25 protein-coding genes and 1 tRNA gene are annotated in these 25930 nt (G+C 42.5%); 13 read left to right on the top strand and 13 right to left on the bottom strand.

All coding sequences use genetic code 11. The annotated features are described in order from the left end of the window. Nucleotides 1–255 precede the first annotated feature (255 nt). The 5 genes from ACQ76V_RS08190 (at nt 256) to ACQ76V_RS08170 (ending at nt 5107) form a co-directional block, all read left to right on the top strand. Nucleotides 256–338, top strand: a tRNA-Leu gene (locus tag ACQ76V_RS08190). Between the two features lie 55 nt (nt 339–393). Next, the gene (tig, locus tag ACQ76V_RS08185; protein WP_441000000.1) at nt 394–1680 is read left to right on the top strand and encodes a trigger factor; all 1287 of its coding nucleotides are present in this window, start codon (nt 394–396) and stop codon (nt 1678–1680) included. A 72-nt stretch (nt 1681–1752) separates the two neighbouring features. Beyond that, nucleotides 1753–2382 carry an ATP-dependent Clp endopeptidase proteolytic subunit ClpP gene (clpP, locus tag ACQ76V_RS08180; RefSeq protein ID WP_440999999.1) on the top strand — a complete coding sequence of 210 codons (630 nt, stop codon included), beginning with the start codon at nt 1753–1755 and terminating at the stop codon, nt 2380–2382. Between the two features lie 25 nt (nt 2383–2407). After that, a complete protein-coding gene (gene clpX / locus ACQ76V_RS08175) occupies nt 2408–3670 on the top strand; it encodes an ATP-dependent Clp protease ATP-binding subunit ClpX (protein WP_440999998.1) in 1263 nt (420 codons plus the stop codon). 114 nt (nt 3671–3784) lie between these two features. Further along, nucleotides 3785–5107, top strand: coding sequence for a sensor histidine kinase (locus ACQ76V_RS08170; protein ID WP_440999997.1), 1323 nt, complete (start codon nt 3785–3787; stop codon nt 5105–5107). A gap of 15 nt (nt 5108–5122) precedes the next feature. On the opposite strand, the gene ACQ76V_RS08165 is transcribed toward ACQ76V_RS08170, so the two are convergent. From ACQ76V_RS08165 to ACQ76V_RS08140, 6 genes are all read right to left on the bottom strand, one after another. Further along, on the bottom strand, nt 5123–5698 hold the full coding sequence (locus ACQ76V_RS08165; protein ID WP_095605293.1) for a sigma-70 family RNA polymerase sigma factor: 576 nt from the start codon (nt 5696–5698) through the stop codon (nt 5123–5125). Between the two features lie 255 nt (nt 5699–5953). Continuing rightward, nucleotides 5954–6682 carry a CPBP family intramembrane glutamic endopeptidase gene (locus ACQ76V_RS08160; RefSeq protein WP_440999996.1) on the bottom strand — a complete coding sequence of 243 codons (729 nt, stop codon included), beginning with the start codon at nt 6680–6682 and terminating at the stop codon, nt 5954–5956. Then, nucleotides 6679–7785, bottom strand: a complete 1107-nt coding sequence (locus tag ACQ76V_RS08155) for a LysM peptidoglycan-binding domain-containing protein (protein WP_440999995.1) — start codon at nt 7783–7785, stop codon at nt 6679–6681. The genes ACQ76V_RS08160 and ACQ76V_RS08155 overlap by 4 nt, the downstream gene beginning before the upstream one ends. Before the next feature lie 8 nt (nt 7786–7793). Next, nucleotides 7794–8141, bottom strand: coding sequence for a tetratricopeptide repeat protein (locus ACQ76V_RS08150; protein WP_440999994.1), 348 nt, complete (start codon nt 8139–8141; stop codon nt 7794–7796). 100 nt (nt 8142–8241) lie between these two features. After that, entirely contained in the window at nt 8242–9420 is a 1179-nt protein-coding gene (gene aroC / locus ACQ76V_RS08145) for a chorismate synthase (RefSeq protein ID WP_440999993.1), read from the bottom strand. After that, entirely contained in the window at nt 9417–10523 is a 1107-nt protein-coding gene (locus ACQ76V_RS08140; RefSeq protein ID WP_440999992.1) for a potassium channel family protein, read from the bottom strand. The genes aroC and ACQ76V_RS08140 overlap by 4 nt, the downstream gene beginning before the upstream one ends. A gap of 121 nt (nt 10524–10644) precedes the next feature. On the opposite strand from ACQ76V_RS08140, the gene ACQ76V_RS08135 reads away from it, so the two are divergent. The 6 genes from ACQ76V_RS08135 (at nt 10645) to ACQ76V_RS08110 (ending at nt 16876) form a co-directional block, all read left to right on the top strand. Continuing rightward, nucleotides 10645–11382 carry an MlaE family ABC transporter permease gene (locus tag ACQ76V_RS08135; RefSeq protein ID WP_440999991.1) on the top strand — a complete coding sequence of 246 codons (738 nt, stop codon included), beginning with the start codon at nt 10645–10647 and terminating at the stop codon, nt 11380–11382. Between the two features lie 16 nt (nt 11383–11398). Continuing rightward, complete coding sequence (locus ACQ76V_RS08130; protein ID WP_440999990.1) at nt 11399–12139, top strand: ABC transporter ATP-binding protein; 741 nt, start codon at nt 11399–11401, stop codon at nt 12137–12139. 11 nt (nt 12140–12150) lie between these two features. Then, nucleotides 12151–13080, top strand: coding sequence for an MlaD family protein (locus tag ACQ76V_RS08125; protein WP_440999989.1), 930 nt, complete (start codon nt 12151–12153; stop codon nt 13078–13080). 173 nt (nt 13081–13253) lie between these two features. Beyond that, nucleotides 13254–15020 carry a peptidylprolyl isomerase gene (locus ACQ76V_RS08120; RefSeq protein ID WP_440999988.1) on the top strand — a complete coding sequence of 589 codons (1767 nt, stop codon included), beginning with the start codon at nt 13254–13256 and terminating at the stop codon, nt 15018–15020. A 106-nt stretch (nt 15021–15126) separates the two neighbouring features. Then, nucleotides 15127–16242 (top strand): bifunctional diaminohydroxyphosphoribosylaminopyrimidine deaminase/5-amino-6-(5-phosphoribosylamino)uracil reductase RibD, encoded by a 1116-nt coding sequence (gene ribD, locus ACQ76V_RS08115; protein ID WP_440999987.1) that lies wholly within the window; start codon nt 15127–15129, stop codon nt 16240–16242. A 31-nt stretch (nt 16243–16273) separates the two neighbouring features. After that, complete coding sequence (locus ACQ76V_RS08110; protein ID WP_440999986.1) at nt 16274–16876, top strand: riboflavin synthase; 603 nt, start codon at nt 16274–16276, stop codon at nt 16874–16876. Nucleotides 16877–16938: 62 nt separating this feature from the next. Here the strand turns inward: ACQ76V_RS08110 and ACQ76V_RS08105 are convergent, their stop codons facing one another. Together ACQ76V_RS08105 and ACQ76V_RS08100 are read right to left on the bottom strand one after the other, a co-directional pair. Further along, a complete protein-coding gene (locus tag ACQ76V_RS08105; protein WP_440999985.1) occupies nt 16939–19656 on the bottom strand; it encodes a putative LPS assembly protein LptD in 2718 nt (905 codons plus the stop codon). 111 nt (nt 19657–19767) lie between these two features. After that, the gene (locus tag ACQ76V_RS08100) at nt 19768–20073 is read right to left on the bottom strand and encodes an FtsB family cell division protein (RefSeq protein ID WP_440999984.1); all 306 of its coding nucleotides are present in this window, start codon (nt 20071–20073) and stop codon (nt 19768–19770) included. 461 nt (nt 20074–20534) lie between these two features. Between ACQ76V_RS08100 and ACQ76V_RS08095 the strand changes: the two genes are divergently transcribed. Further along, on the top strand, nt 20535–21461 hold the full coding sequence (locus tag ACQ76V_RS08095; protein WP_440999983.1) for a bile acid:sodium symporter family protein: 927 nt from the start codon (nt 20535–20537) through the stop codon (nt 21459–21461). After that, a complete protein-coding gene (locus ACQ76V_RS08090) occupies nt 21454–22725 on the top strand; it encodes a 1-acyl-sn-glycerol-3-phosphate acyltransferase (protein ID WP_440999982.1) in 1272 nt (423 codons plus the stop codon). Before ACQ76V_RS08095 ends, ACQ76V_RS08090 begins: the two co-directional genes overlap by 8 nt. A 9-nt stretch (nt 22726–22734) precedes the next feature. Here ACQ76V_RS08090 and ACQ76V_RS08085 read toward each other — a convergent pair whose 3' ends face one another. From ACQ76V_RS08085 to coaD, 5 genes are all read right to left on the bottom strand, one after another. Beyond that, nucleotides 22735–23112 (bottom strand): YraN family protein, encoded by a 378-nt coding sequence (locus tag ACQ76V_RS08085; protein ID WP_440999981.1) that lies wholly within the window; start codon nt 23110–23112, stop codon nt 22735–22737. Beyond that, nucleotides 23105–23701: a GbsR/MarR family transcriptional regulator gene (locus ACQ76V_RS08080; RefSeq protein ID WP_440999980.1), complete on the bottom strand. Its 597-nt coding sequence runs from the start codon at nt 23699–23701 to the stop codon at nt 23105–23107. The genes ACQ76V_RS08085 and ACQ76V_RS08080 overlap by 8 nt, the downstream gene beginning before the upstream one ends. Nucleotides 23702–23728: 27 nt before the next feature. Continuing rightward, nucleotides 23729–23998, bottom strand: coding sequence for an FmdB family zinc ribbon protein (locus ACQ76V_RS08075; protein WP_440999979.1), 270 nt, complete (start codon nt 23996–23998; stop codon nt 23729–23731). A 90-nt stretch (nt 23999–24088) separates the two neighbouring features. Next, nucleotides 24089–25285, bottom strand: coding sequence for a pyridoxal phosphate-dependent aminotransferase (locus ACQ76V_RS08070; RefSeq protein WP_440999978.1), 1197 nt, complete (start codon nt 25283–25285; stop codon nt 24089–24091). Between the two features lie 132 nt (nt 25286–25417). Beyond that, entirely contained in the window at nt 25418–25918 is a 501-nt protein-coding gene (coaD, locus tag ACQ76V_RS08065; protein ID WP_440999977.1) for a pantetheine-phosphate adenylyltransferase, read from the bottom strand. Between the last annotated feature and the right edge of the window lie 12 nt (nt 25919–25930).

Genomic DNA, 25930 nt, shown 5'->3' with positions numbered 1-25930 from the left:
GACCAGCTTTTTGCCAATTGTTTTGGCTTCTTGTTTGTCTTTTGTGGTGATATAAACCAAGCGCAGGTTGTAAAACATGGATATGGATAGTCAGGATTGGTGTTCGGGTGTAGAATTGGAAATTACAAAATTGAAGCTATGACTCATAGTACTGAAAACAAAAAATTGAGTATTATTAGTGTTGAAATCAGAAGAAAAAAGCCATATTTTTCGAGACTCTCAAAATCTGGATAATTACTGATTAATTGAGCACTTGCGAGAGTGGCGGAATTGGTAGACGCGCTAGATTTAGGATCTAGTGCCTTTAAGGCGTGGGGGTTCGAGTCCCCCCTCTCGTACATACATATTTTATCACTTTTACCGTTCTAATAAAATACTATCTGGAGTAGTCCTGTGGAAATAACAGTCAATGACATCACCTCTGTAGACAAAGAATTAATCATTTCGGCCGATCGTGAAGATTTGGAGCCGAAGTTTAAAGAGGCTTACAAAAAATATCGCGGACAAATTAATATGCCCGGTTTCCGTCCTGGCAAGGTGCCCCTTAAAATTGTTCGTAAACGTTTTGGGGATGAAATCGAGCAGGAAGAAGTTGGCAAGTATGTTCAGGAGGTTTTTGAGAACGAGGTAGTTCCTGAATATGAACCGGTCGGCGAAAGTCAGATGCTGGATCTCAGTTGGGAAAATGATGAGCTCGAGGCCAAGTTTAAAATTGGAGCTCGTCCGGAATTTGAGTTGACTGATCTTGATGAGATTGAAGTGGACCGGTTGGTCCACGATGTTACGGACGAAGAGGTTAGCGAAGAGCTTGATCGTCAGCTACAGCAGCAGGGTAACTGGGAAGAAGTTGAAGAGGAGATTACCGAAAATAATCGCGTTACTGTTGATGCTATTCCGTTGAATGACGATGGGGAGCCTGAAGAAGAAAATAAAACCGAAGAAACCATTGACCTCACGAAAGAAGAATCAGATCAATTTCGTGATGACCTTCTTGGTCATGAACTTGGCGATGAGGTGGACGTTGAAATCGGTCATGACGACCATACGCACAGTTTTAAATTAGTTGTCAAAAAGGTCGAAAAGCTGCACAAGGCCGATCTTACTGATGAATTTGCCAAGCAAGCCTCAGATGGAGAGGCCAAGAACGTAGATGAGTTTAAAAGCCTGATCAAAAGTAAAATTCAGAATTATTACGATCAGTCGGCCGATGACTTGTTCAAGAACGATATTATTGATGCGCTTGTTGATAAACATGAGTTTGAAGTTCCTGAAGTGTTTAAGAATCAGGTGCAGAATCAATATGTTGAACGGGTAAAGCAGCAGTCACAGGGACAGTTGCCACCTGATTTTGATGAAGAGGAATACAAGGAAAACATGGAGGATCGCGCGATTCGCGATGCCAAGTGGTTTTTCCTTAATGAGAAGCTGCAAGAAAAATTTGATGATATCGAGATAAAACCCGAAGATATAGATCAGCACTTAGAGGCCGAAGCATCCCGTTATGGTATCGGTGTTGATCAAATGCGGAACATGTTTGCACAGAATCCGCAGCAGCTTGAGAGTTTGCGAAACAGCATTCGAGAAGATAAGGTGTTTGATAGGTTAAAAGATGAAGTTAAAATCAACGAGATTGATAAGGAAGCCTATCAGGAAAAACACGACGAAGATATTGAGGCGTAATGCCCGTCACATTAGTTATTGAATAAATCTATTATTTCTGATTCACTTATGGAAAAGCAACCATTGTACGAAATGCCAAACGACGCAGGCAATACCGACCGAGTCCAGAATAACAACTTGGTACCCATGGTCGTCGAAAAGACTGAGCGGGGCGAACGAGCTTTTGATATCTATTCGCGCCTTTTAAAGGATCGCATTATCTTTTTGGGGACTCCTGTTAATGATGCTGTAGCAAGTTCTATAGTAGCACAGATGTTGTTCCTTGAGTCAGAAGATCCTGAAAAAGATATTAACCTATACATCAATAGCCCGGGTGGTGTGGTATCGGCAGGTTTTGCCATCTATGATACTATGCAGTACGTTAAGTGCGATGTAGCGACGACCTGTGTAGGGATGGCAGCATCTATGGGAGCAGTATTGTTGGCCGGTGGAGCTGCTGGCAAGCGTAACTTGCTTCCAAACTCTCGTGTTATGATTCACCAGCCATTGGGCGGGGTGCGAGGCCAGGCAAGTGATATTGAAATTGAAGCTCAGGAGATTTTACGCATCAAAAAATTGATTAGCGAAGTACTTGCCGAGCATAGCGGCAAATCGGTAGATCAGGTTATGGAGGATACCGACCGTAACAAATGGATGGCCGCCGAAGAAGCTCAAGAATATGGGCTGGTAGATAATATTATGAAACGCAAGAAAGAAGAGTAATTTTTAAGACTTCAGTTAGAGGACAATGAGCGACCAAGAAAATAACAACGATAAGACAATTCACTGTTCGTTTTGTGGACGATCAAGCCATGAAGTAAACAGCATGGTCGCCGGTCCTAACGATGTGTATATCTGCGATCGATGTGTGGCTGACGCCTCAGGAATTGTAAAAAGCGATCTGGCTTCGATGTCAGAAAAACGGGAAAAGAATTATAAACCCCTTTTGAAGCCGGCAGAAATAAAATCCCGTCTTGACGAGTATGTAATAGGACAGGAGGGCGCCAAAAAAACATTGTCGGTAGCCGTTTATAACCATTATAAGCGTATAAGTACTGAATTGGGGGATGAATTTGATGATACCGAAGTAGAAAAAAGCAACATCATTCTGCTTGGACCTACCGGTTGTGGTAAAACGCTTTTGGCACGCACAATGGCTGATATTATTGACGTTCCCTTTACCATTGCCGATGCAACGGTACTTACCGAAGCAGGCTATGTGGGCGAAGATGTGGAAAGTATACTTTCAAGCCTGTTGCAAGCGTCCGATTACGATGTGGAAGAAGCCAAGCGCGGTATTGTTTATATTGATGAGGTCGATAAAGTAGCCCGCAAAAGTGATAACCCATCGATTACTCGTGATGTATCCGGAGAAGGAGTGCAGCAGGCACTGCTTAAGATTTTAGAGGGAACAGTAGCCAATATACCACCCAAAGGGGGACGCAAGCATCCCGAACAGAGTTTTATACAGGTTGATACCTCCAATATTTTGTTTATTTGTGGTGGTGCTTTCAGCGGATTGGAAGAAATTATTTCCAAGCGTCTTTCGGTAAGCTCTCTTGGGTTTCATTCCGACGAGCAGGTAACATACGACAGGGATGATCCCGATATTTTTACCCACGTTGAAGCACAAGATCTGCAGCGATATGGCTTGATTCCAGAATTGATTGGTCGTTTACCTGTCATTTCAGGCCTGCACCAACTGGATGAAGATGCGATGATCAAAATTCTGGTGCAACCCAAAAATGCTCTTGTAAAGCAGTATAAGAAGCTTTTTCAGATGGAGGGTGTCGAGCTTGTATTCGAAGAAGAAGCACTTGAAGTTATTGTTGAAAAGGCCCTTGATCGAGGTACGGGGGCACGTGGATTGCGATCTATTATGGAATCATCCATGCTGGATATTATGTACAGTCTGCCGTCTATGGACAATATTGAGCGGTGCGTGGTTACACGAGAAACAATACTCGATGAAGCACCACCTGTTTACGAAAAGCGTAAAGCTTCTGCTTAGAAGGTGAAATCAAAAATTTATTTTGAAGGCATCATCAATTCGGTGATGCCTTTTTTATTTTGTAAAATATATCAGCATGTATTTTAAGAGGCCATATATTCTATCCGCATTGGTATGAAAATTCAACTTACATCCAACAGAATAAATATCGTTTTGGTGGCGCTGCTTATTCTGCTTGGTATCGGATCATTTGCCTATAATCAGTATTTAATTAATAGAATTCTTACCCAGGAGCGGTCGGGAATTGAGCTGTGGGCTAAGGCCATAGAATATACCGGTAACCCAACCCAAGAAGAGATCAGTCAAAATCTGTTGGCCGCTTCCAATTATCTTAGAACCAATGCCAATGCTGCGGTTCCCGATAGTGTGATAGAAATGATCGAAGAAGCTGAAGCCGACCGGACCTCTCAAACATTCGTTACGCAGGAAATTGTGTTGAGCGAGGCTCGTTTTCAGGTGCCTCGAATCATTGTTGATGAACGCGGTGAAATTATTTTTTCTAATCATGTGGAAGAGCCGTTAAACCAGGATTTAATAGATCGGTTTGCTGCCATCAACGATCCTATTGAGATCAAGCTGGGGAATGAAGACTATTCTCAAACTCAGTATGTGTATTATGGGGAAAGTCCGACGGTACGGTATCTCAGGTATTTCCCCTATATCCAACTGAGTTTGCTGGCGGTGTTGCTGGGCATTGGTTATGTGAGTTACCGAACGATTGCCAAGTCGGAGCAATCTAACTTGTGGGTGGGTATGACCAAAGAGGCCGCCCATCAATTGGGGACGCCTTTATCGAGTTTGTATGGATGGGTAGAACTGCTTCGGGAGGAAAAACAGGATGATTTTACGCAGCGAATATGTGACGAGCTCGAAAATGACATCAGCCGGTTGCGGGGGGTGGCCGAACGGTTTAATAAAATTGGATCGGAGCCAGAGTTAAATCCACAAAAGCTAAAGCCTATTTTGGAAGAGGTTATCGATTATATGGAGCAGCGTTTGCCCCAGCTTGGCAAAAATGTGGATGTGCTGCGCCATATTGATTCCAATGTGCGTGCCAAAGTTAATCCGGATCTTTTTCAGTGGGCGCTGGAGAACCTGATTAAAAATGCAATGGATGCTATTAGATCCAATACCACAAAATCGTACGTTTCAGTTAAATTGGAGCGTGTAGAGAATGAAGTGTTTATTGATATCACCGATTCAGGGGTAGGTATCGAAAAGAAATATCAAAGTGAGGTTTTTAAACCCGGTTACAGTACCAAAAAGCGAGGTTGGGGATTGGGGTTAAGCCTGACGAAACGAATTATCGAAGAATATCACAATGGTAAATTGGTTGTTCATAAATCGGAGTTGGGTGAGGGAACGACGATGCGGGTGATCCTGAAGGTGGATGAAAAGCCTGAGCAGGTAGAAGAAGAGGCGACGGCAAAGGCTTAGCAAGCTATTATACTTCTAATCCTCTTTATAACCTCGTTTTTCAGCATACTCCTTGAGCTGGGCTTTTAAAAGATTTCGTCCCCGGTGCAATCGAGATCGGATGGTACCTATGGGAACATCCAGCATATTTGCAATTTCTTCGTAGGTGAAGCCTTCCACATCACAAAGCAATACAACCGTACGAAAATCTTCGGGCAACTCCTCCAGCGCCTGAGAAATATCATCATCAACAAGCTCACGAAACATTTTGTCTTCGAGGTCAGAAGTATCCGTCCGGTCGGCTCGAATTGTTTCGTAAAACTCGGAAACCTCATCGTAATCAACCTGGTTGGGTTGCTTAGACTGTTTACGGTAATTGTTGATATAAGAGTTTTTGAGGATACGGAATAGCCAAGCCTTGGCATTGGTACCTTTTTCATAGCTGCTGAAAAAGCGAAATGCTTTCACAATAGTATCTTGTACAAGATCTTCGGCATCACTTGGGTCAGAAGTAAGGCGAAGGGCAAAGTTATACATGGCATCCAAATGAGGAACAATTTCTTCTTCGAAATCTTCCTGTTTTTGGATCTCTTCTTTTGTTAATTCAGCCATCCCAATAGCTTAACTCTTGGTTGTTAAATCAATAATGTTCAAATGATGTGTCAAATCAATAATACTTAAGAGTAATACACTCAAATCAATAGCACTTTTCCCTTAAATTGAAATATAACAAATTTTATAATATCAATTATGGGTTTAAAACGTTAATTGTTTTAACTGATATACCTCATAGTTAGCATAAATGTTCTAAGATGGATTTGCACAAAATAACAATGTGTCTTCACTGACTGTTACTATGAGGTGTTTTTAGTACACAATAACCATTAGATCATAAATAGCATGTGTCCACGCAGCCATTCCAAAGCCACGCCATAAATAGATGACGTTGAGAGCAATACCAAATAAGAAACGAAATAAAAATGAACCTATTGTAAAGGGATCCCCAAAAGCACCCACGAAGTGAACCAAACTAAAAATGACTGCGGCCAAAAGAATAGCACTGGCAAAGGCCATTGATTGTTTGTTAAAAACTTTTTTGAAGATAAATAGCAACGCGGATACTAAAATAACGCGAAAGAAGAGTTCTTCATATAGGCCGGCTCCCAGCGAAAGGGCCAATTGTTGTAAAGTCGTTAAAGTTTCTATGGGTGAGGTTTGGACTATCTGCAGTAGCCCGCTGACTGTTATGTTAATTAAAAGCGCTAGAAAAAAGGCATAGAATGAAGCTTCGATGACCATTGTAAAAAAGTAGCTCAACTTTAGCGAAGATAACTTTTTACGTTCGCGATAGAGGACAAACACCCCGACAAGCGCCACTAAAATGAGTGTGATTGAGAGCACATCCTTGCCGATATATGAGAACAATGTTTTGATCCACACATCAACAGAGATACGGACTACCTGTTCTGAATCAGGTTGAGCCCAAAAAATGAGTACTTCGTATAGCAGCAATAGCGGAAGGCTAATTAAATAGCTGTATAGAAGGGTATGGGTTGATGAAAAATAATGTTTTATAGATTGCCTGATAGTACTCATTGATTTTGATAAATAGTCACAGTGGGAAGATTGCCGGTGAAGTTCAGGGTTTTCCAGGCCGCTGATGATAGTTTAAGTCCATTACCGGAGTGGCGATCATTAATACGCACATATACGCCCCGACTGTTGTCATTATTTTTAATAAAGATAATCGATCCAAGCGAAATATTTGAATGGGCGGCAGTTAACTCATTTGGATTATAGAGTTCCCCGTTTGTAGTAGGATTTCCACGCTCAGCTTTGCTGTATTGGGATACTGCTGTTGAACCCAAATCCTGTAGGCTGGAACTCATTAAATAAGGATTTTTGTAGGTTTTAGAGGATGGTGCTAATACGGTAACTTTACTTCCACTTTCGAATCGGTCTCGATTGGCCGAGGGATTTAATGCCCGAAACTCCTGTTCATCCATGCGGAATTTATTAAGCAGATCTTGTAGTGATTTTGCCCCTCCGGATATAGTATGAACCATGAATTTACCCTGTGGAGAAGATTCAATTTCATTATCAGCTACCGATGGAGGCGGAGCAGGATTGCTGCGAACGGTCAGTTGTTGGCCTACTCTGATGATATTGGATGTTAAATTGTTAAGTGACTTCAGCTCATCAACTGTCATGTCGTGCTCTTGAGCAATCTTGTACAGTGAATCTCCGCTTTTAACCACGTAGTAAGTATTGCGTTGTGCTTGTTTTTCTACGACCAGCGACTGCTGTTCGTTTTTGTTGGACTCAGATGGATAGATTGTTAATTCCTGCCCAACCTGAAGATTATTTCCGGTTAAATTGTTCCAGCTTTTAATCTCAGCAATACTCACATTATACTGCTTCGATATCGAAAAAAGAGTCTCTTGTCGTTGTACGGTATGCGTAATAGCCGAATTGGATGAGGGAGCACGAACAAGTAATGTCTGCCCGACTGAGAGTTCGTTACCACGCAGATTATTCCATGCTCTTACTTGCTCCACTTCGATATCATACTGTTGGGCAATACTGAACAGTGTTTCACCTTGCTTTACGGTGTGTGTTTGACTTTGAGCCAAACCAAGGGATGTTAGTCCAAGAGACACAACGAAAAGAAGTAGTAATACTTTAGTCAGTTTATTCATCTTCCTCATCAGCTCGATCGTTCTTCCATTTCTATTTCAAGTTGTTGCAGCGCTTCCTTTAATTCCTTCTCTGTACGTTGCTTATCTTGATTGTTGGCGATGGTAATTCCTTTTTGATATAAGGTTTGAGCATCGTTCAGCCGGTCTAGTGCTTCATACAATTTTCCCAAGTGGTAATAAACCCCAACGTAGTCGGGATCGCTTGACAGAATATCCTCAAATAAAATACGTGCTTTTTTGAAGTCACCCTGTTTACGAAATTCCAATGCTAAGGCAAACTTCGAAAACGAATCGCCGGGATTATTCTTAATCTGGCGGGCCAACTGTTTTATTTTTGACTGTTGATCTGAAGTCATAACCTGTTACGATAACGTTAAAGGTGCACGAGGTATTTTATGTTCCAACAATAAGATACAGAAATTGTTTTCATGGATCATTTAGCATTTAATACTATTGTTATTTTTGATACCGCTCTTCTATTTCCTCGATCGAATCCCCTCCAAACTTCTCCAGAAATGCATTGGCCAATACGGGTGCGATTACGCTTTCCATCACCACAATTGCCCGAGGTAAGGCGCATACATCAGAACGTTCATAGCGGGTATCTTTCTTTTCTTTGGTCTCAATATCCACGGTGTCGATGGGAGTAAGCATGGTGGGAATAGGTTTCATTACGCCGCGAATAATTAGGGGCATGCCCGTGGTTACGCCGCCTTCGAGCCCACCCATGCGGTTGGTTTTCCGTTTGAAGGTGTTATTCTCATACTTAATTTCATCATGCACCACTTGGCCATGTCGGCGGCCGGACTCAAAGCCTTGTCCAATTTCTACCCCTTTCATGGCTTGCGTACCCATAACAGCCTGTGCCAGTTGCCCTTCGATCTTGCGATCCCAGTGGACAAAGCTGCCGAGGCCTTCCGGTAAGCCAGTGACTACTACTTCCCAATGTCCGCCGAGTGAGCTGCCTTCTTTTCGGCGCTTGATAATCAAATCGCGCATCTCCTGGGTAAGCTCTTTATCAAGGCATCGAACAGGTGATTCATCCGACTTTTCGAAAATGGTTTCTGCACCATGTTCGGCCAGTGGATCAACGATCTCCCGAACATCTTCCCAAGAATTTTCATAACCTACGCTGCCGATTCGGGTAACGTGTCCGCCAATCTCGATACCAAAATGTTTTAGGAATTTTCGGGCGATCGAGCTACAGGCCACACGCATTGCTGTTTCACGGGCACTGGAGCGTTCAATAGCGGGACGAATATCATCATACCGATATTTTTGCACGCCCGTTAAGTCAGCATGGCCAGGTCGGGGGACGGTAATTTTTTCTACACTTTCGCCATCGCCTTCTTTCGCTAACACTTTAGGCCAGTTAGAATCGTCTTTTTCATGGGCACGATTAGGCATCTGCATAGCGATGGGAGCACCGGTGGTTTTACCGAAGCGAACGCCGGATAAAATTTCTGCGCGATCTTTTTCAAACGCCATACGTCCACCGCGTCCATATCCTTTTTGGCGCCGAGCCAAGTGAAGAGCAATTTCATCTTCCGTAATAGGGAGTCCTGCCGGAACACCTTCGACAATGCCTGTTAGTTGTGGTCCGTGTGATTCACCGGCCGTTAGATATCGTATCATGCAGATTGAATATTATTTTTAGATGGATTCATATTATGTATGAAATCATAGTTTGAGACTCTTTCTTCAAGTGTGCGAAAATCTTCACATCCTTCTTCGCGAAGGTGTTTTATACGTTCAATATCCCCCAATACAATAAGAGAATCGCCAACAGAAATTTTATCGTCACTACCGGGATTAAAACGAATATCTTGCTTGTCCTCCGGGATAATGGCGATAATAACCACAAAGTATTTTTGACGGATCTGGGCTTCTGCCAGTGTTTTATCAGCGAATTCAGAGCCTTCGAAAATCTTTACTTCGTCAAATACATGATCTTGCGTCGTGCCACCCAGGATTTTCTCCATAAACTGGTCAACATTCGGGCGCAGTATAACATTCGCCATGCGATCGGCCCCAATTTCGTAGGGCGAAATCACTTTATTCGCGCCGGCCCGCTTAACTTTTTTAGTATTGTGATGGTGATTTGTTCGCACAAGAATAAAGAGTTTAGGATTTAATTCTCGAGCTACAAGTGTTACAAACACATTATCCTGATCAAGGGAGAGAGTACAGATCAAGCCTTTGGCTCTTTCAATACCGGCCTGTTTTAGTACTTCTTCATCCTGTGCATCTCCATTAACGTATAAAAGGTTATCATTTTTGATTCGTTCAATACTACTTTCTCTATTTTCAATTACAACAATAGGAATGTTGGCATTTTGAAGCACCTCTGCTATGCGATGTCCTATCCGGCCATAGCCGGCTAAAATGTAATGCTGGTCCATTTTTTCCAGTTGTTTTTTCATAGCACGTAACCTAAAAATTTCACTTTCAAATATGATCTGTGTTGTTTGAGAGGCGATATATGAGATGACGCCAATACCCATTACAAAAATAACCATTGTTAAAATACGGCCGGCCTGGGAGAGGTTTGTCAACTCTGCAAATCCGATGGTGGTTATGGTGATAAAGGTCATATAAAAACCATCGAAAAAATGCATACCTTCAATAAGATGGTAACCAATAGAACCTACGATAAATACAACAACCAAAATACTAAAGGCTATAGTGATTCTACCCACTATAATATTATCAATAATATCGTCGTAAAAACGGGCCATAAAATGGTTATTGTTATGATTGATTGCAGGTGCTTAATATAGTTGAAAAATTAAAGCGTATGAAATGACAACTACGCAGAAATTTAATAGTTTCCAGCGTTCTTTTAGCACAACATAATTTATGGAAGCATTAGAAAAATTAGGAAGGTACAGCCTACTATTATATAGGTCGCTGCGCTCGTTGTATGAGGTAGATACGTATAAGAAAAACTTGGTCAACGAGCTGCTTAAAATCGGATATGAGTCGGTCCCCATTGTTTTATTAACGGGTGTCTTTACCGGTGCGGTGATGACGATTCAAACGGCCTACCAGCTCGAAATTGCTTTTATCCCAATTTCGGTAATTGGTGCTATTACTTCGGAATCACTGCTTATAGAGCTTGCAGCGGTGATAACGAGTTTGGTTTTGGCCGGAAAGGTAGGGGCTCGTATTGCCACAGAACTGGGTACCATGCGCGTAAGCGAACAGATTGATGCCTTGGAATCAATGGGATTTAACTCTGTTTCATTTTTGGTATTGCCACGAGTACTTGCGGGGTTAATTATGTTTCCTCTTTTGTACATTTTTGCCAGTATATCTGGAATCGTGGGTGGTATTGTAGCGGGTGCTATTTCAGGAGCTATTCCCCCTGCTGAGTTTATGCAGGGCGCACGAGAATTCTTTTATCCCTGGGATGTGACCTTTGGTATATTGAAAGCATTTGTGTTTGGATACGTGATTACCTCGGTGTCATGCTATAAAGGATATTATGCCACAGGAGGGGCCGAAGGGGTCGGGAATAGTACTACACAGGCTACGGTTTTAAGCTGTATTTACGTATTATTAGCTGACTTCGTATTGGCCGCGGTATTTTTATAAGATTTGAAGTAGAAAGATGATAGAGATACGCAATCTCAAAAAAAGTTTTGGCTCCAACCTTGTATGGGAAGATGTTTCGTTTGATATAGAGGACGGAGAAACAGTTGCCATTATTGGGCGTTCGGGCTGTGGTAAATCGGTTTTGGTTAAACATTTAAATGCGTTGATGTATCCTGATAGCGGAGATGTGATCATTGACGGCAAAAATGTGTTCGACCTGGAATACATGTCTCTGCGGAAAATGCGACAGCGATTTGGCGTCTTGTTTCAGGGATCAGCGCTATTTGATTCGCTCAATACCTTTGAGAATATTGCATTTCCACTACGTTATTTTACGGATTATTCTGAACAGCAGATTATAGATAATGTTGAAGATGCACTTAGCATGGTAAACCTCGAGGGAACTGGCGAAAAATCGCCGGCCGAATTGTCGGGAGGGATGCGTCGACGAGTAGCGTTGGCCAGGGCTACGATTTTAGAACCTGACTTTTTAATATATGATGAGCCCACATCCGGTCTTGATCCACGAACATCGGATGAGATTAATAAATTGATTATTTCACTGGCCCAAAACTTAAATATTACATCTATTGTTGTTACTCACGATATTCACAGCGTGCTCGAAATTGCCGAAAAGGTAGCTTTTCTCGAAAACCAAAAACTGTCTTGGTACGGTACTGTCGATGAGATGAGGCGCAGTGATAATGAGCAACTCATGGATTTTATCACCGCAAGCGAGTATCAAATAAGAAATTAATAGGAGTTATTTTGAAAATTAGTAACGAATTAAAAGTAGCATTAACAATTTTAGCGGCCATTGTACTGGGTTTTATCGGGTATCGCGTAATGAGTGATTTGCCTTTGTTTCGGCAGTCCCAGATTATTCATTCCACTTTTGATCGCACCGACGGATTATCGCCCGGAAATTACATTTACATAAATGGTGTAAGGGTGGGATCGGTTAAAAAGATGGAGCTTACCAAAGAAGATAGTGTGGCTGTAACATTTAGTTTTGAGCTGGGATTGAATATTCCTAAAAATTCGGTGGCCTACCTTCAGTCATCAGGTTTGTTAGATGAGAAAGCCATTGTTGTAGAACGGGGTGATTCGCCTGAGATGCTTGAGTACGGTGATACGATGAGAGGAGAATATCGGCCCGGTATGATGGAAAGTCTGAAAGATGAAGGCCAGGAGCTGAGCGAAGATGTTTCGGAATCTTTTGAAAAGTTAAACAGCTTTCTTGCTCAGCTTAATGATGTTCTTGATGAAGATGCTAAAGGAAAAATTGACAGTGTTGTTCAAAATCTTAATAATACTTCCCAAAATATTGCCACCATCCTTGATAACAAACGTACCGAGATAGAGTCAAGTATCAGGCATGCCGAGCGCTTTCTGTCTAATATTGATACTATCAGTACCGATAATAAAGCAAAAATTGATTCTGTTCTTACCGGTCTGGATAAATCTTTAAATGAGCTCGAAACGCTGAGTAAAGATTTGAACAAAACGAATAGTGAGTTGCATGATATTCTTGCTAAAATTAATGCCGGCGAAGGCAGTCTTGGCAAAATGGTTAATGACCCGGCCCTGTATAACAATTTGGAAAGTATGACCAGAGAGATGGATTCGTTGATTAAAAATATCAACGAGAATCCCCGGAAATATCTTAAGCATATGCGGCTTATCGAGGTATTTTAAAATTTTCGGATTGGCTTAAAAAATAATCTATTGCTAATCTATCCGTTAATAATTTCTGGAGTTGTGAGATTGCTCTTAGCATTGCCTTCTTGTATATTTGGAAGCTTGTAAACAGCATAAAGAATGTCATTTTAAACCAATTAAGACGTAGATAAGAGGATTTTATGGGTGTAATGGACAAAATGAGAAAAAGTACCGGAGCTATTCTCTGGATACTTATTTTCTCATTCGGAGTGTTATGGATGCTTGCTGATACGAATATGTTTGATGTTATTCAGCAGGGGCCCCGAACACTTGGATCGGTAAATGGCGAATCGATTTCACTGGAAGAATATAACAACCGTCTGCAGTATTATACACAGCAGTATTCCCAGCGAACGGGTAATTCCATGACACCTGAAGTTCGGGCACAGTACGAACAGCAAGCGTGGAATGATTTGGTGAATAGCCGGTTATTGCAGGATAAAATGCAGGATTTAGGCATCCATGTGACTGATCAGGAAGTGGTGGATATGATTACAGGTCCAAATCCCGATCCACTGATCAGGCAGAATTTTTCTAAAGAGGATGGGACTATCGATCGCGTTGCCCTCCAGTCTTGGGCAGAAGCTCCGGAGAATAAGCAGTTGCTTATTTCTATTGAACAGCAGATGCGTCAAAAGCGACAGCAGCAGAAAATGAACAACTACCTGCAGTCGTCGATGGATGTAAGTGACTATGAAGTTGAGCAACAATATATTCGTAATAATACGTATGCTGATGTTTCTTTGGTACGGTTTCCATATGCCGAAGTAGCTAATAGTGAGATTTCGGTATCCGAAAGTGAGTTGCGCGAGTATTATAATAACAATCAGGATAAGTACCAGCGTAAAGAATCATACCGTATCGGGTATGTAAGTTTTGATAAAAGGCCTACCAAGAAAGATACGGCGCGTACATTCGAAGAAATGAATCAATTACGGTCTGATTTTAAAGAAGCTGATAACGATTCGCTCTTTTTTAATCGTTATCAGTCTTCAACCTCATATGAAGTTAAGGAAGTGGCAAAAGATGAAATACGTGGTCTCTTCCAGCCGGTCTTGGAGGTAGCAGAGGGCGAAGTTACGGATGTTATCCAAGATGACGGACGATTATTCTTGCTTAAAAAACTGGGTGAAAGTACGGATGAAGTGACGTTTACGGTCTTTAGCCGCGATATTACCGCAGATCCTATTGCTACTATTGATGCTCGTGCCGAGACCGCTGATGACTTTAGTTTTTACGCCCAGGAAGATGGCTTCGAAACAGAGGCCAAGCGACGTGACCTTGAGATCAAAGAAGGATTTGCCACAAAAGGTAATAACTTCGTATCAGGAATCGGACAAAGCCAGCAGATTATGCAGTTCTTGGAAACTGCCTACGAAGGGCAAGTATCTAAGCCTCTGGAACTTAACGAGCAGTTTGTAGTAATCAAGGTAAACCAAATTACAGAAGCCGGTACGGAACCTTTTGAGAAGGTGAAAGAGCAAATACGAACGTTAGTGACGAATAATAAGCGCAAGCAACAAGTTGTTGCCAATGTTCAAGCGCTTATCGGTGAGCATAACGATCTGCAGAGCATGGCAGAGGCTGCTGGCAAAGAGGTGATGAGTGTTGAATCTCTGGCTAAAAGTGCTGCAACAATCGAAGGAGCTGGCCGTGAGCCAAAAGTGGTAGGAGCTATTTTTGGTTTAAACGAAGGCGAGCAGTCTTCTGTCATCGAAGGCAACTCAGCTGCTTTTGTGATTCAGTTAGATCAGCTGTATAAGGCTGATTTGAACAATCTGACTTCTGATGTCAGGCAGCGTATTCGTCAGCAATTGCGTCAGCAAAAAAATCAAGCCTTTATGAATATTTGGATTGAGCAGCTTAAGGAAGAAGCCGATATTGAAGATAACCGAGCCCAGTTATTACGTGGCTAAGTGTTAGATAAATATTATTACACTTTCAGGGCAAGGAGGAACGCTTCTTGCCCTTTTTTGTTTGAGTATATTTCATGATTACCGGTAATAGATCGGCAGATTGGCTATGAACAAAACGGATGAAAAATGGATGCAGCTGGCACTTGAAATTGCGAAACGCGGTGCAGGTTATGTGTCACCAAATCCTCTGGTGGGTTGTGTAATTGTATCCGCGGACGGAAAGAAGATAGGCCAGGGATATCACGAGCGGTACGGCCAGGCACATGCCGAAAAAAATGCTGTGGATTCGGTTAACAATCCTAACCTTTTAGAAGGGGCTACTGTATATGTAACGCTGGAACCGTGTGCACATCATGGTAATACGGCACCCTGCTGTGAGATGCTTGCTGAACTGCCGATCAGGCGGGTTGTGGTAGCAATGGAAGATCCTACGCCCAAAGTGGCTGGCAAGGGTATTCAGCATTTGCGCGACCATGATATTAGGGTGGATGTAGGCCTGATGGAGAATGAAGCCAAGCAGTTAAATGAATTTTTTCTCCACTATCAAACCCATAATCGTCCGTTTGTGACGCTCAAAATTGCACAGACGCTTGATGGTTATATCGCTGCTCCCGATGGCGATTCGGAATGGATAAGTGGGCCGGAGTCTCGAGCATTTGTGCATAAATGGCGAAGTCAATGTGATGCCGTTATGGTGGGACGTAATACCGCCCTGCTTGATAATCCACGGTTGACGGTACGCCATGTCGAAGGACGTCAACCCAAGCGTATTGTAATTGACGGGCCATTGGATCTACCCCGTGATTTAAATTTGTTTACGGATCAGTATGAGGAAAAGACTATTGTACTGACTCATAACAAAGAGAAATTTCAGAACGAGGCGGACCCGATGTTAAGCATGTTGCAGTCGGATTATTTTCGTGGCCAGACGTTACTGGTAGATGAAAAAGACGGGCATACAGATTTGGATGAAGCGATGCGTGAGTTGGCCCATGTGCCAGTTACCTCGATTTTAGTCGAAGCTGGACAGAATTTAGCTTCGGCTCTGTTGCGTCAACGGCTGGTTGACAAAGTGGAATGCTTTATTGCCCCCAAAATACTGGGTGGTGGTACAAAATCAGTGATGGGAGTGGGTATCACCAGGATGTCGGAGATCATAGAGTTTCGGGATGTGCAGTGGAGGCAGGTGGGTAAGGATCTGCTTTTTACCGGGTATTTATAATAACAGCATTTTTAGTTTACACACATTTTCTATGTTTACAGGAATTATAAAATCAGTCGGAAAGGTTACTAATATTACTTCGTTTGATGGGGGCAAAGAAATTACTATTGCCAGTGATTTTGCTAATGAAGTGAGCATAGATCAGAGCATCAGCATTAACGGAGTATGCCATACCGTTACGGCTTGTGATGATAAAACCTTTACCGTACAAAGTGTGGAAGAGACCCTCCGCAAAACAAATATCGGCGATTTGAATGAGGACGATCCGGTAAACCTTGAACGTTCATTGCGCCCTGACCAATTACTCGACGGTCATATTGTGCAGGGCCATGTAGATGCCACGGGATCTATCAAAAAAATAGAGCAAGAGGATACCGATTGGCTTTTTACGATTGAGTATCCCGAAGAGCACAGTAATTTAATTGTTGGGCGGGGTAGTATTGCCATTGATGGTATTAGTCTCACGGTTGCCCATGAAGAGGACAATACCTTTATGGTTGCTATTATCCCCTATACTTATGAGCATACCAATCTATATTCAAAGGAAGTGGGAGATACGGTGAATCTGGAGTTTGACGTGTTGGGTAAGTATGTAGTGAAGTACATGAAAAATCGGGGAGAGGAGAATAGTTAGTTTGTTATAAAAGGATTTTGCAGTTTTTAATCTACTGCCATGATGAGCAGAGGCAGGGTATCTTAAAACCCGCGAGGGCGGCGGCCGCTGTCGCTGGAAGAACGCTCGAGATTGTTGAGTCCTGGTAACTTCTGGAAGATGCTTTGCAGCTGTCCCGCATTTACGCGAAGTGAAAAGAAATAGTATTGATTGTCACCAAACGGGTTCATGGTGAATGAAAGATCCCAGCAGTGTAGATTTCGGCTCAGTGAAAACTGGGAAGGAGTAAGTTCTTTTGCTACGAGATCATAGCCGATTTGTGTACGGAAATCCCACTTGGGCGTAAGTTTTAAGTTAATATTACGGGCATTAATTGTTGCTGATTTATTGTTAACACCGGTAGGGTTTAGGTTCCACCGATAGCTAAAGTCGATGGAAAAAGAGAGCGGGGAATTGAAGCCGCGAACCGGCTGCCTATTGAAATGGGGATCAACGGGATGGAAAATGCTTTGGTTCAGGGGATTATACTGCTGTGGATAATATGGCTTGTCATTTGCCTGAAAGCCGCCTTCGCCCCACTTTACCGAATAGCTCGTACTGGTAGAAAAGGAAGTTAGTTCAAAGGGTTTCTTGGCTGTTTTAATTAAAAAATCATCGATGCGTGCCCCTTGCTCGTTACGGTCATAAAAGTTGAAATTTGCATTGGCGCGGATATTTAATCCCGGTAAAATTTTTGCCCTGAGGCTCGTATTTAAGTTGCTGAGTTTAAGACTGTCGGCAGCAAAATTGTAGCCCGAACTAAGGCTTAACTGATCAATAAGGTTAATAATGTTTTCTTTTTTTTCACCGGTGGAATCACGAGCTACTTTTTTAGCTTCGAATACATTATTCAGGCTAAAATTAATTGAGCGTTGTTCTCTGCCGGTTGGTCCCCGGAATACTTCGTTTTCAAAAATAGAGTATTGTTGCGTAGGAATGGTCCCATCTGATCGGGCCGTATCGGTTTGTACGGTACGATAGTATCCCCAGAAGTCACTTTGAAAGTTGGGACTGTAATTTAGAGAAATGGATGGGGTAAGAACATGTCGGACACTTTGGAGCTTGCCGATGTTCAGGTTCATTAATCCATAAAGCTTGGTGCTAAAGTTTAGACTGGTGCTAAATTCTCGTGCTGATTTAAAGCCACGAACTTGTTCCTCTTCTACACGAACAGAATCGGGGTTAAACGTTTTTCGGGTCGAAGTAGGATACCAATATTCAGTAAAATCACCACCGACACTTACATTTAAATATTGACTGGGGATAAGTTGATTCATCCGCAGATCAACTTGTTGGCGAAATCCATACTTGTAGTGATCAGTGTTACCCGTGGCTTCGCGGTACTTGGAGGGATCACGGAGTGCCTCAAACCAATTAACGGTGGCAGAATCACCGGCCGTGGGTCGGAATTCAAAATCAGAGCTGAAATTATTCTGATAGTTTACAGTAAGACTTTCGTACCACTTTGAGTCACGTCCCGACCTTTGTTGATCTCCGGCAAAGGGAGTAAATCGCTTGGGATTGAAAGTGATTTCAGGCCCGGAAAGGGTGGTTACATTAGTGGCAAAATTCTGGTTATGTCGAATGGATGCATTGAAGTTGTATTTCCCTTCGGGATGTCGATATCGATAAGTAAGATTAGATCGGGTACTGGTTTCGGCTCGCTCATCCGGATCATAAGAGTTACGCTGGTTATAATCCTGTGTCCTCAAATTGATATTGGCATTAAGGTTGGCATAGGGAGAAAAATCCTGACTGTGGTTAATGCGCAGTGATTTTTGAATGTTCGTCGTAAAACCGGGATCAGTGGGTTCCAGTCCGCTATTTTCTCTGGAATACCCAATTTCGATGCCGCCGTTTAATTTATCACGGATGCGGTAGTTTGATTGGGCATTAAAATAATAAGAGCCGGATGTAAAAATATCGACGGAGGCCTGTCCGGTAATATAGTCGTTAAAGTATTGGAACCAACCGAAATTCTGCAGGCCAATGCCACGACTTTGCCGCTGTTGATAGGCGTAGGTAGGTTCCAGCAGACCAGACTGCTTTTGATCAATTTTGCCAGGCAGATAACCGAACGGAAAAATGAGCGGATAGGGGATATCCAGGATAAACAGCCGGGCCCGTTCAAAGAATATTTCCTCCTCATCCACCACTTTCATTTTTGCGGCTTGAATGTAATAGTGGGGGTGGTCGAGCTGACAAGTGGAATACATAGCATCTTCGAGATACACGACATGACGGCTTTCATTCTTCACTTTGGTGCCAATAAGATTGCCATCTTGTACGCCAACCCGAGCAACTTCAAAACGTCCCTTTTCGGTTTTATAGTTAAAATCAATTTTGTTGCTCCGTACACGATCACCATCGCGGATCAATACAGGTTGTGAGAGGGTATCTTGTGGTGTTTTGGTATTGGCACTTACTAAGCTGCTATCGAGGTTCATAGCAACCTTGCCGGCTTTTAGTTCGCCTGAGCTGTGGGTTACATTGGCCGAGCCAAAAAGAGTGGCAATGCGCTGTTTTTCGAAGTTAAAGGTTAGCGAATCACTGGCTTTAAAATTAATCTGTCCTTCCTGTTCAGGTTGACTGGCCGTTTGCCGGTTTTCTCGGGTTCCCGGCCGGCCTTCAGGAATGGTTTGTTCTTGCAGAGTATCTTGAACCGCAGTAGTATCTTGTCCCCAAAGTGGTTGGGTACATCCCAAAAACAGAATCAGCATCAATCCCCAATATCCGCAAAAATATTTGAATGATGTATTCATGCGACTGATGCCGGTAGTGCGTTAAACTAAGTTAAGATGTTAAGAAGAATGTAAGCTTATATAGTATAAGGCAGAAGTGAAAAGAAACGAAGTTTTACGAAGGGGGCGCAACTAATCAACTTCTTTAATTTTATAGACTGTTTCTCCTTGTTTTTTCATGCCGTACTCTTCACGGGCAATCTGTTCCAGTAGAAAAGGATCGGTCTCAAGATTTTTAATTTTCTGCTTGAGTATTTGGGTTTCTTTTTTGAGTTGTTCCTTCTTTTGTTTGAGCTCGGCTTTACGCTGGTTGAGTTCAATACGCGCCCAAATGCTGTAGGTATCAATGAAGGTGAACCACACCACAACAATCCCGCCCAAAATTAGGGCCAGAAATGATTTACGCCACCGTAAGGGATTTAACAATTCGTAATTCATTAGCAAATTTGCTTTAAGCAGTAGTAATACCGAACATTATGGTCGAAAATACTACAAATTATAGATCAAACACAACCAAATGAAGAGCCGGTTTTTTCTATTGAATGGAAACAGAGCTTTTTTACCTTTCCATCTGCAGGCAAAAACAGCCGGTTGGGATTCCAGTTCAACACAATGGATCAAGGTATTTTAGATCAGCCGGCGGATTAATTCGGAAGTATTGGTTCTGCTTATTTTCAGGGAATTGTAGAGTATCGTGCGCGTAATGGGTTTTCCTGATATCAAGCAGTGCGAAAAAATCAGGAATATTGACTACAGACCATGGATAAGTTACGTCCCAATGTTGTTGTAGAGTAAAAATAACTGAGAAATGTGATAAAATTTGTTTTATTTAACCGTCCGTTGGGATGAGCCAATCTCTGTTGTAATGATGGTGGGTTGTGATTTTAATTTGATGAGTTATGAATGAATCTATTGATGCCTTGCGCTTAAATTTAGGTGAGGGCGGTTTGCTGGTGATGAATATATCGCTGGCAGTTATTATGTTTGGAGTGGCCCTGGAACTATCTATCAACGATTTCAAGCGTGTTGTTAAAGATCCCAAGTCTACGATCGTTGGAATTTTTTCGCAATTCGTATTATTACCCGCTATAACTTTTTTGCTTGTACTCTTTTTTGAACCTCATCCAAGTATGGCGTTGGGGATGTTTATGGTTGCGGCCTGTCCGGGTGGGAATGTATCAAATTTCTTTTCTTTGCTGGCCAAAGGGAATGCCGCATTGTCGGTAAGTATGACAGCCATCGTAACAACCTCTGCCATTATTATGACCCCCTTTAACTTTACATTATGGGCCAGTTTATATGAGCCAACGAGTATAATATTAAAAGATATCCATATAAATTTGTGGGAAGTATTTAAGATTATCGGTTTAATCTTGGGGATTCCTCTTATATTGGGAATGGCTGTTCGTCATTATCGAGAGGAGGTAGCCCAAAAAATATCAAGCTGGATTAAGGGATTTGGAATCGTCTTTTTTGCGGGGTTTGTGCTGGTAGCCTTTGGGATGAACTTTGAGAACTTTTTGAGCTATGTGCATTTGGTTATTGGACTGGTTTTTTTCCATAATGCTTTTGCTTTATCAGGTGGATATGCGTTAGCATCATTATGTAATCTGCCTTATAAAGACCGAAAATCAATAGCGATTGAAACAGGTATCCAAAATTCGGGATTAGGACTGCTGCTCATCTTTAATTTTTTCGAAGGGTTGGGCGGTATGGCTCTTGTGGCTGCTTGGTGGGGTATTTGGCACATTGTCACCGGTTTGGGCATTGGATGGTATTGGTCGATAGGAAAATCAGCTTTACAACAAGTATTTAGCAATGCGTAAGAACTATCTCTGGTATCAGTTTTTCCGGTATGGTATCATCCGTCCGGCATTAAATCTTTTTTATTCAGATATAACTGTAACCGGCAGGCATTATGTGCCTGAAGATAAACCGGTGATGTTTATAGGGAATCATCAGAATGCATTTCTGGATGCTTTGCACGTGGTTAATAATACCAGACATTTTGTGCATTTTTTGACACGGGCCGAGGCGTTTGGCAATCCGTTATTAGATCGTTTCTTCCATTCGTTGAACATGCTTCCGGTTTATCGCGCACGAGATGGTTTTGGGGCGATTAAACGTAATGAACAGATTTTTGAGGAGTGCTATCAACGTCTTAACCAAAATGATGCGCTGCTTGTATTTGCAGAGGCAAATCATGAAATGATAAGACGCATTCGTCCCCTTAGTAAAGGTTTTACGCGTATTGTTTTTGGGGCCGAAGAAAGATACAACTGGAATCTCGACCTGCAGATTGTTCCGGTTGGAATTAGCTATGGTGATCACCGAAAGTCAAGAACACCGGTGCGGATTGCTTTTGGAGAAGCAGTAGCGGCCAAGGAGTATCGACAGAGTTATAAGAAGGATAAACGCGAAGCAGCACACCAGTTGAAAATGAATATCAGTGCCCGCCTGAAAAAGTTGACGCTGCATATCCCGAATAAAAAGCACTATCCATTGTATCAATTGATGCTTGATGAGCTGGAGCCCAATCGGAACGACTTGCTGGAACCTGAACTGGTGAACTATCGCGCAAGATCTATTAGTGAGCAATTAAACGGTGAGCAGATTGATGCGTCGAAGTTTTTACTGGAGCAAGCCGGTGAGCATGACATGGATATTCAAGAAGTTGTCCATTCCCTAACAATGAGCGGCAAGGATATTGTCTTGAGCCCCTTTTATGTTTTCTCACTGGTAAATAATGCACTGCCTTATCAGCTGGTCCGATGGCTTGTAAATAGTTATTTGGAAGACGAAGTCTTTGAAGCTTCTGTAAAGTTTTTGGTGGGATTACTGCTTCCTTTCTATTACCTGATTATAGCGCTAATTTTGTTTTTGGCAGGAGTGTCTACACCTTGGGTGATAGGCTATGTGGGGGCAAGTTTGGTCACCGTTCCGTTTTTTGTGAAAGCAAAAGATATGCTGTTAGATACCCTGTTTTACAAAAAAAAGCGCAAAAGCTTACTGGAGAGTCCAAAGTTTGCGGAGAAGTTAGAGAAGTTTAAAAACCTTAGAGCCCGATTATTTGGTCAACCAGAAGATTAAATTTATGGATTATCGTCCTTGAGTAAAGGCATTTTCAAAATGCTTGATATCGGGGGCTTCATTTCCTTTTTGAAGGATGGAAATCACATCAAATCGTACCGGAGCGCCATCCATTTTTCGCTCATAAATCCAAGCCTCGGCTGCTTTGTATACATTTTGAATCTTATTATCATCAACGAACTCTTCGGGTTCGCCAAAGGTATTGGAAGATCGTGTTTTAACCTCAGCAAAAACAATGCAGGTTTCGTTGTCATAGGCTACGATATCCACCTCGGCGCGTTCAAAGTGATAGTTACGCTCCAGAATGGTATATCCTTTTGATTCGAGGTAAGCGGTGGCCAACTCTTCGCCTTCATCGCCAATTTCCCGGGTTGTTTTTTTACTCATGATGTTGTGGTGATGAAGCGTCCTTTTTTGATCCCGTAATCGAGTGTTTCATTTCGGCCAGTTTAACCAGATGCTTGAGGAACTTCAGGTTCTTTTTGTTGATATAAGGGAGCAACGCTTCCGTAAAGCGTTCAAACATTTCCAGAAATTCGGTAAACTTTTCAATGCGTTCCCGGAACTCCTGTTCATCATCCGATAATGATTCTTTATCCTCAAAAAGATCAAGGGTTTTGTTTAGGTTCTGTCGGATGGGAGTCACTTCACGCTGCTGCCGTTCCCTGATGATCGTTGAAACGATAGTCCAAACATCCTTTTCGGCAGTGTAGAAATCTTTTCGATTGCCCTTGAAGTGCACCTTGTGGATCAGTTGCCACTGCAAAAGGTTGCGCAGGTTCATATTGGCATTGCCCCGACTTATATCAAGCTGATCCATGATGGCATCGGTATCCAGCGGATCGGATTCAGCATATAACAAGGCGTGTATTTGAGCCATTGTCTTGTTGATACCCCAAGCAGATGCCATCTCCCCCCAAAGCAAAATAAATTGCTCTAACGCTTGTTCATGGGTTTGTGAGCGATTGTCATCCACACTTTGGGGATCAGCAGTTGGATATATTTAGTTAACTGAGCAAGTACCGTTAGCGGCACAGCATCCGCCCGTTCCATTGGATTGCTGCTTTTCTTTGGCACGTTTTTCTTTTCGGTCACTGTCTTTATAATCCGTTACATAAAAGCCGTCGCCTTTATATACAACACCACCGCCGCCCGAAATAACGCGTTTAACTTTCTGTCCTGTTTCCGGACATTCAGCCAACGCATCGTCGTTGATACTTTGTCTTATTTCAAAAGTAGTTCCGTCTTCACGTTTGTATTTGTAAGTAGGCATAATTTGTAAATGATTTTTGTTGGTACAACTTGCACATTATATAGCAGCATAAAATGTGCCAAACTTAATTATTTGTACAAATTTTCAGTGTTATTGGGTTAATGCTTGTAATCCGTTCTGCAAACGATTAACTGCTTCTTTCAGATCCTCCATTGAAGAGGCATAACTCAGTCGCATGCCGTTTGGTTCCCCAAAAGCATCGCCGGGAACCGCAGCCAGACCATATTTTTCAATCAGGTACATGCATAAATCGGTGCTGGATTTAATGGAATCTCCATCTGGGGATGTAGTATTGAGGTAGTACGAAACATCCGGGAATACATAAAAGGCACCGGATGGTTTAAAGCATTTAAGTCCGTCAATTTTTGATAACGCTTCTACGATATAATTCCGGCGTTTTTTAAACGAATCGCGCATATCATGGACGGCATCAAGGTTACCCCGATAGGCTGCTTCACCGGCTTTCTGGGAAATACTGGATGGAGCGGAGGTTTCCTGGCTCTGAATCTTCGCAACGGCGTCGGTAAAGGCCTTGGGTGCGGCCAGGTAACCAAGACGCCATCCTGTCATCGCAAATCCCTTAGAAAAGCCATTAATGAGCACAGTGCGTTCTTTAAGTTCAGGCGCTACATTAAGAATGCTTACATGATTATCCTCAAAAACGATGTATTCGTAAATTTCGTCGGAGATGATATTCACCTGCGGATGATCAGCTAATACATCTGCTAAAGCCGTAAGTTCCTCGGCGCTATAGCAGGTGCCTGTAGGATTAGAGGGCGAACAGAGCATTACTGCTTTGGTGTTTTCAGTGATTGCATCCTCAAGCTGTCCCGGGGTCATCCGGTAGTTGTTTTCGAATGAGGTACGCACGGTAACAGGAGTTCCTCCCGCAACATTTACCATCTGTGGATAAGAAACCCAGTAGGGTGTTGGAATGATAACCTCGTCACCTTCATCAATCATGGCCAGCATGCTAAAGCCCAGTGCCTGTTTGGCACCGTTGGTGCAGACTATTTGAGAGGGATCATAATCGAGTTGATTATCGCGCTGCAGTTTATCAGAAATGTTTTGCCGCAACTCCGGAGTTCCGGTATTCATGGTATAGCCGTGGAATCCGTCGTTAATTGCTTTAATGGCTGCATCACAAATATGTTTGGGCGTTTTAAAATCGGGTTCGCCAGCACTCAGCGAAACAACGGATTTGCCTTGTCGCGTTAATTCTTTGGCTTTGGCAGAGATGGCCAATGTTTCGGAGGGGGAAACAGCTTGCGCTCGTTTTGAGATCATAACGCTATCAACTCTTTTGCTTGAGATCAGTTTTGAAAGTATTGAAAATAGAAAAAAGTGGGCTCTATTTCTATGTGTTTATGAGACGGATATCCTTATGATTCATCACGAGACTAAAATAAAGAATACGAATTACTGTTCATTGTCCTTGAACTTTTCGTGCAGGGCCCGTGCTACGTGATCGGGCACAAATGAAGAGAGGTCACCGTCCCAGTAGGCGATTTCTCTAACCAGGGAAGCAGAGATAAAGGTAAGTTGCTCATTGGGCATCAAAAAGACGGTATCAACTTCGGGCGCCAGCCGTCGGTTGGTAAGGGCCATTCGGAACTCGTATTCAAAATCGGAAACTTGTCGAACCCCGCGAACCAGGGTTTGGGCGTTTTTTTCTTTAGCAAAATCTACCAGCAAGCCGGTAAACTGTTGAATCTCAACTTGCTTGGCCCAGGGTTTACCTTTTAGGCATTCTTCAATTAAAGCTTCGCGCTCATCCCCTGAAAAAACCGTTTCTTTTTTATTATTTACCGCAATGGTAATGATGACTTCATCGAATAGTTCAGTAGCACGCTCAAGGATATCAAGATGTCCGTAGGTAATGGGGTCGAATGAACCAGGATAAAGGGCCAAGGTTTCCATAGGGAGAAAAGT

The organism is Fodinibius sp. SL11, from assembly GCF_052060035.1.
Lineage (GTDB): Bacteria > Bacteroidota > Rhodothermia > Balneolales > Balneolaceae > Fodinibius.
The sequence above is the reverse complement of the archived record's forward strand: the minus strand, read 5'-3'. Positions and strand labels throughout refer to the sequence as shown.